Origin of the sequence: Methylobacterium sp. E-065, assembly GCF_022829605.1 — a bacterium.
GTDB lineage: Bacteria > Pseudomonadota > Alphaproteobacteria > Rhizobiales > Beijerinckiaceae > Methylobacterium.
The window spans coordinates 1-5,960 of the sequence record NZ_JAKSYD010000286.1 but is presented as its reverse complement, the minus strand read 5'-3'; the positions used below and the strand labels follow the sequence as shown (position 1 = coordinate 5,960).

The 5,960-nt window shown below is 62.3% G+C and carries 7 protein-coding genes; 4 read left to right on the top strand and 3 right to left on the bottom strand.

The window, feature by feature from the left end; all coding sequences use genetic code 11:
• Positions 1–386: 386 nt before the first annotated feature.
• Positions 387–659, bottom strand: coding sequence for a ribbon-helix-helix domain-containing protein (locus tag MKK84_RS31835; protein WP_243926478.1), 273 nt, complete (start codon positions 657–659; stop codon positions 387–389).
• A 5-nt stretch (positions 660–664) separates the two neighbouring features.
• Positions 665–1,300, bottom strand: a complete 636-nt coding sequence (locus MKK84_RS31830) for a ParA family protein (RefSeq protein ID WP_243926476.1) — start codon at positions 1,298–1,300, stop codon at positions 665–667.
• Positions 1,301–1,663: 363 nt separating this feature from the next.
• Between MKK84_RS31830 and MKK84_RS31825 the strand changes: the two genes are divergently transcribed.
• The 4 genes from MKK84_RS31825 to MKK84_RS31810 all read left to right on the top strand — a co-directional run bounded on the left by MKK84_RS31825 (position 1,664) and on the right by MKK84_RS31810 (position 5,511).
• A complete protein-coding gene (locus MKK84_RS31825) occupies positions 1,664–1,831 on the top strand; it encodes a hypothetical protein (protein WP_243926474.1) in 168 nt (55 codons plus the stop codon).
• A 35-nt stretch (positions 1,832–1,866) separates the two neighbouring features.
• Entirely contained in the window at positions 1,867–2,823 is a 957-nt protein-coding gene (locus MKK84_RS31820; protein WP_243926472.1) for a site-specific integrase, read from the top strand.
• A 1,051-nt stretch (positions 2,824–3,874) separates the two neighbouring features.
• Complete coding sequence (locus MKK84_RS31815) at positions 3,875–5,233, top strand: ABC transporter substrate-binding protein (RefSeq protein WP_243926470.1); 1,359 nt, start codon at positions 3,875–3,877, stop codon at positions 5,231–5,233.
• A gap of 101 nt (positions 5,234–5,334) precedes the next feature.
• Positions 5,335–5,511 (top strand): hypothetical protein, encoded by a 177-nt coding sequence (locus MKK84_RS31810; RefSeq protein ID WP_243926468.1) that lies wholly within the window; start codon positions 5,335–5,337, stop codon positions 5,509–5,511.
• 32 nt (positions 5,512–5,543) lie between these two features.
• Here the strand turns inward: MKK84_RS31810 and MKK84_RS31805 are convergent.
• Positions 5,544–5,960, bottom strand: a 417-nt coding sequence (locus MKK84_RS31805) for a MucR family transcriptional regulator (RefSeq protein ID WP_243926466.1), incomplete at its 5' end; no start/stop codon positions are given.

Here is a 5,960-nt window from a genome sequence, read left to right as displayed (position 1 = left end):
AACTGCGGCGCTGCCTGATTTTTCAGGTCAAACCGCTCATTGTTATTTGGGCCCGCGTCTTGGTGGCTGGCTCCGGCACGCCCCGCACTGCGGTGGTTTGCTGGGTCAGGATCATGCCGGAACGGCTACGCTCAGCAAACTGGTTTCGTCCTGGAAACCTTTAGTTTGAAGGAACCGTGGCTGTTCCGCCACAGGTGTGGCAAGCCCCTTTGCCCTTACGGTAAGCTGCAGCCGGCACCGACCGGGCGGCCATATCATCACGGCTCGCCCGGCCTTGCGCACAACCCGACCGCATCGCGGCTGGTAGGCTGATGGCTTGCTATCAGGCCGTCTCAACGTCAACACGGCTCAACGTCTCGCGGTTACGACAGCAAAGCCTCTTAGCGTCAAGACGCCTTGAAGCCGTGACGTCGCAGCACATCGCGGATTGCATCCTCGGCGAGCGCCTGGGCGGTCGTGTCCTGGTCGAGCGCGATCTGGCGCAGAGCCTTCCGCTCGGCCGGCGTCATGCGGACAATGATCTGCACCCGGGCATCCGTGGCTTTGGCCTTCGCTGCTGGCTGCGGCGCCTCGGGCTCGGCCGGCTTCTCCGGTTCGGGAGCGACCTTCCGGGCGAGGCGGTCCGATAGGCTGGTGAGCGACTGACGTTCGGCGGCCATGTCCCCTACTCCTTCATCATACCCTGGACCTCGGCCCAGAGCGCCAGCATTTCCTCGGCCGCTCGGCCGTTGGGCTCGAACTCGTTGACCGTCTGTCCGCCGATGACGGCGTGAGACATCGCAACCCGCTGCGAGACGACTGCGCGCGCCACGGTGGCACCCATGCGGGTCAGGGTCTCGCGCGCCTCCGACACGATCGCGGGCTCGGCCGTGCCGGTACGGGGCGGCGCGTGGTTGATGATCGCCAGCGGCGTCTTGCCGACGCGCTGTGCCAGGTCGAGCGTCGTCGCGACGGCAGCGAGGTCGAAGGGCCCCGGCCGGGTCGGCACGAGCACGAGGTCAGCCACGCGCATCGCGTCGGCGATTGAGGTCTCGGCATGCGGCGGGGTGTCGATGATGCTGTAGGCGACGCCTTCGGCCTCGGCGGCGGGGAGGATCTTCGGCAGCTCACGCGCCTCGCACTCGACTAGGGCCGGCGTATCGCCCTGGCGCAGATCCCACCACCATTTGAGCGACCGCTGCGGGTCGGTGTCGAACAGCAGCACCGGCTTGCCCGGTCCGGCGGCGATGACGCTGAGATGCGTGGCCAGGGTCGTCTTGCCGACCCCGCCTTTCCTCGCCGCTATCGTGATGGTTTGCATGCGAAGCGTCCTGCCGTCTTGCGAGCGAGCTTGAAAGCCGTCGGGTTAATGAGCCGTCAAGTTTTATTGCAGGCGAGAGGTCGAGCCGTTGCGCCGTCTCCCGAGCAGGACGCCAAGCCGGCATGAACTCACAGCCTCTTGTCGTCTTTCCGTCTCGACGGCTTGCTATCACCCTATCATACGACGTAGCTTCCGATAAGTGATATTCTCGGAAGTTACGGCTCGGCGAATTGAAAGTTGGGTGAGGAAGTGAAGCCAGGGCTATATCGGCGGTCAGTGGTGCAGCGAGGTCGGCGGGCGCAGAGTGCGGTCACTCTGCGGCAGACCGGCTCGACGACGATGCCTGACCCTCGAAGCTCACGCATGGCTTGGATTGGCGTTTGGGGCGGCCTTTTCGGCGTGGTGGTCTACAGCCTCGCGCAGTTCGACGAGATGCTGCCTATCAACCGTCTCCTCTTCGGCATCACCTCAACGCTGATGCTGATCTGGCTCCTCGTCATTCTCTTCGATGGTCGGGGCGGACAATCATGACGCCTTCCGCGCTACCCGTCATAGCTCCCGAGTTCGTGAGCGAGCTTCCTGTCGAGGCCGCGGCTCTCGTCCGCGCCTACCAGCAGGCCAGCAAGGCGGACTCTACCGTTCGGGCCTATCGCTCCGATGTGCAGGTGTTCCAGGCATGGTGCGAGCGGTTCGGCTTCCGGTCCCTGCCAGCGTCACCCGAGACCGTAGCTGCGTTCCTGGTCCACGAGGCCGAAGCTGGGCGGTCCGCTTCGACGATCGGGCGCCGGCTGGCCGCGATCTCCTACGGCCACAAGCTGGGCAAGGCCACCGATCCGACGGACGACGAGGACGTGCGGGCGACGATGAAGGGGATCCGGCGCCGGGTCGGGACCGCGCCGACCCAGAAGGCTGCGGCAACGGTCGATATCCTCCAGATGCTGCTCGCCCGCACGTCGCCCGACACGCTGACCGGCAAGAGGGACCGCGCGCTGTTGGCGCTGGGCTTCGCGGGGGCGTTCCGCCGATCCGAGCTCGTCGCCCTCGATGTCGAGGACCTACGCGAGGATCCTGAAGGGCTACGCGTCATGGTCCGCCGGTCCAAGGTCGATCAGGAGGGCAGGGGGTTCGAGAAGGCGATCCCGACGGGGCGCTACATCCAGCCGGTGCGCCTCGTGCGCGAATGGCTGGCGGCCGCGGCAATCACGGAAGGTCCGGTGTTCCGGCCGGTCTCGCGATCGGGGCGGGTGCGGGGGAACTGTGCGCAGCTCGTATCGCAACCCGCCCGCCTTACGGATCGGTCCGTCGCCAACATCATCAAGGCCTACTGCGCGGCCGCGGGGCTCGATGCCTCGACCTTCGGGGCGCACTCGCTACGGGCTGGCTACATCACCACGGCGGCCGAGCGCGGCGCTGACCTCGCCCGCATCATGGATCAGTCGGGCCATCGGGATCCGCGAACTGTCGTCGGCTACATCCGGCGGGCGAACGCCTTCAAGGGGCACAGCGGGAGCGGGTTCTTGTAGCAAGACGGCATTCAGAGACCGAATTATTGCCCGGCTCGCAGCGTTGTAGCCGTTCGGACCAGCGCCAATCCTGAGCCGGTACGCGTGTCCATCGATCCGCTGGGAGAGGAGCCAGATCTCGGAAGGGATGAGACCGCAGTAGGCCGCTCGTCTCGCGCATTCCCACTTCACTTACGGGTGGTTCTGGCCACGGACCCACCAGAGTTGGGATATCAAGCCATGGCTGAAAATATTTTGGCAATCTGCGAGATAAGCTGATGTTATCCTTTCGAAAAGAGCACAGTAATTTACAGCCATAATTGATCAGCCAAGGAGAGCAGAAGCCAGCAGCCATCAAGATGGCGACAACGGCGACGGTGCGGCGGCGGTTTTCCGCAGGCGCTGATTTTGCCAGCCTGATACGCTCTAAATTGCCGAGGCAAATCGCTTTGTGGCGTGGCATTTTTCAATAGGCGTATAAATCACACATTCGGACAAGCTCATTGACCCAATAAGCTGTTAATCCGGTTATAGCAAAATAAATCCCGTCACTTCAATAAGCCCCGTCGATACTGGAAACAAGGCTCGGGCCATGGTGCACACATCCGCTTTGAATTCGACCCTTTAGCCCCCTAAGCCATAGCAGTCGCTGAGGCCACATTCTCTAAGCAGCCCAGAAATATATTGTGCCACTACACTACTTCCTGTGGATGATTTCGGATTGATTAAAATTGTAGACCTGTATTCCACCTTCAATTAGCCAGACGTTATATATATCAGCCCATAGCTGAAACGGAGATCTTAAACTCTCCGTTGCGGGAAAAATCAGATGATGCCAGGTTGAATTCTCTGGAAAGATGCATATGTGCCAAATATAAGTGCAAATATTGCTCATATAAGTGCATTGAGAGTGATATCGGCCTGCGATTTGAACCCTATGCTGCTTCTCGGTGGAGCAATCCTCGGCGGCCTCGCCGCGACGGTTGCGTTGCTCGTCTGGGCCTTCTTACGCAAAAGACGTGTGATTGGTTCTTCCAAATCTCTTCGTGAATAAATTTCTGGGGAAGAGGATATGTTGGAAGTAACCCACCTCTTCTCTAAGCGCTTTCTGCGAGTCACCGCTCTTGTGATCTTTTCCACTGCTTCGGCCGGCGCGCAACCGCAGTCGCCAGGAACGGGACGTTTCGCTCCAGCACCCGACACATCGACCTCGCAGGCTCGACCGCCTTCACCAAACCCTCTCCCCTCAACTCAGCCTCCTGATCAAATCAGCGCTGACCATCGCGAGGCTTACGGCCGCGCCGCTGCGGAAAAGAGCGAGGTGCGCTTCGGCCTGATTGCGCCGTTCTCGGGCGCGAATAAAGAATTCGGTCATCAGCTCGCGATCGGGGTCGAGACCGCGTTCAACACCGCGAACAACGCCGGCGGGATCGGTGCTTATCGTCTCAAGCTCGTCACCGCCGACGACGGATACGAGCCGTCCCGGACGCCGGAGCTCGTTAGGCGCATGGCGGAGCAGGATGGGGTCGTGGGCTTCGTGGGAAACTTCGGCACCCCGACCGCGGCGGCAATCCTGCCCTGGGTGCTCGATCATAAGCTCTTGTTCTTCGGCGCCTACACGGGCTCGAACCTCGTTCGCGCCGTACCGCCGGACCGCTACGTCTTCAACTACCGGCCGAGCTACGCCGAGGAGACCGAGGCCGTCGTGCGCTACCTCGTGAACGTGCGCGGGCTGAAGCCGCGCGAGATCGTGGTGTTCGCGCAGGACGACCCGTTCGGTGAGGCCGGTTATGCGGGGGTGCTCAAAGCATTGCGCACGCTTCAGGGGCGTTACGAGTTGCCGCCCCAGAAGCTCACCTACAAGCGCAATACGATCGACGTGGCCGGAGCAGTCACGGCCCTACGGGCACGCAAGACGCCGCCAAAGGCGATCGTCATGGTGGCGCTGTATCGCGCAGCGGCCGAGTTCATCAAGCTCACCCGGCCACTCTATCCGCAGATAATCTACACCGACGTCTCCGCCGTCGGCGCTACGGCGCTCGCCGAGGAACTCGCACTGATCGGGCCCAAGGTCGGGGAAGGCGTCTTGGTCACCCAGGTGGTCCCCGCGGTGGGCGGGTACTCGAAGGCCGTCCTCGATTTCAAGGCGCAATTAGCGAGGTACTTCCCCGGCGAGAAGCCGGATTACGTGTCCTTCGAAGCGTATATCGACGCGAAGATCGTCATCGAGGCAATCCGGAGGATCGCCGCCACCCCAGGAACCAAAATCGATGGCGACCGGCTCGCCGATGCCCTCGAAGGGCTCGGCACCTTCGACATGGGATTGGGAACGACGCTGGGTCTTGGTCTGAGCGAGCATCAAGCCTCGCACATGATCTGGGGGACGCAGCTCGACGAGACCGGGAAGTTCGTCACCGTGGGTCTGCAGTAGAAATCTGGGTCGTGAACCGAAGATAGATACGGTGGCGGCTGCCATTCGGATCCGCTCGCAAGCTGGAGGATGCCGCGTCATCGTGCGTAATGGAGTTGCGTATGTCGGAGGACGACGATCAGCATCGCGGTCAGCGTATGCACCAGTTCTCAGCTGGCTCGAATGATAAAACTTCCACGCGCCGCAAGCGTCGGAAACACAACCGCGAAGATGAGCGTAACCAAGCCGTCGAGATAGTAGATCGCCTTGAACAGGCGCTCCGCAACCTGTTCAAGTGACGCATCGTAGGGCCTGCAGCGGTTCGATCGCCCTACGCCTCAGCGGCTTCCTTCGCCTTCCGCGGTCGACCAGCCTTCTTCGGCGTCTCGGCGATGGTCTCAGCGGGTGCAGCAGCCTTCGGAGTACCCTTCTTGCGCTGCTGACCGAGCCCAAGGCTGATGGCGAGCGCCGAGCGCTGTGCCGAGTAGTTGGCCGCCGTCGACGGGTAGTCGCGCGGCAGGCCGAACCGTTCGCGGTACTGCTCAATCGTCAACCCGGCGCCCGTGAGATGCCGCTTCAGCGTCTTGTACGGCTTACCGTCGACGAAGCTGATCAGCGCATCCGGCGTGATCGATTTGCGGATCTGAGCGGGGGTCTGCTTGTCGACCATAGGGGCGGCCGGAGCGGCACCCTGGCTGAGACCGGCCAGCGCGGTGTGAACGCCGGAGAGCAGGTCCGGCAGATCGCC

Excerpts from the sequence above, each read along its gene's own strand:
- MKK84_RS31835 (WP_243926478.1), bottom strand. The coding sequence starts at position 659 with ATGGCCGCCGAACGTCAGTCGCTCACCAGCCTATCGGACCGCCTCGCC.
- MKK84_RS31830 (WP_243926476.1), bottom strand. The coding sequence starts at position 1,300 with ATGCAAACCATCACGATAGCGGCGAGGAAAGGCGGGGTCGGCAAGACG.
- MKK84_RS31825 (WP_243926474.1), top strand. The coding sequence starts at position 1,664 with ATGGCTTGGATTGGCGTTTGGGGCGGCCTTTTCGGCGTGGTGGTCTAC.
- MKK84_RS31815 (WP_243926470.1), top strand. The coding sequence starts at position 3,875 with ATGTTGGAAGTAACCCACCTCTTCTCTAAGCGCTTTCTGCGAGTCACC.
- MKK84_RS31810 (WP_243926468.1), top strand. The coding sequence starts at position 5,335 with ATGTCGGAGGACGACGATCAGCATCGCGGTCAGCGTATGCACCAGTTC.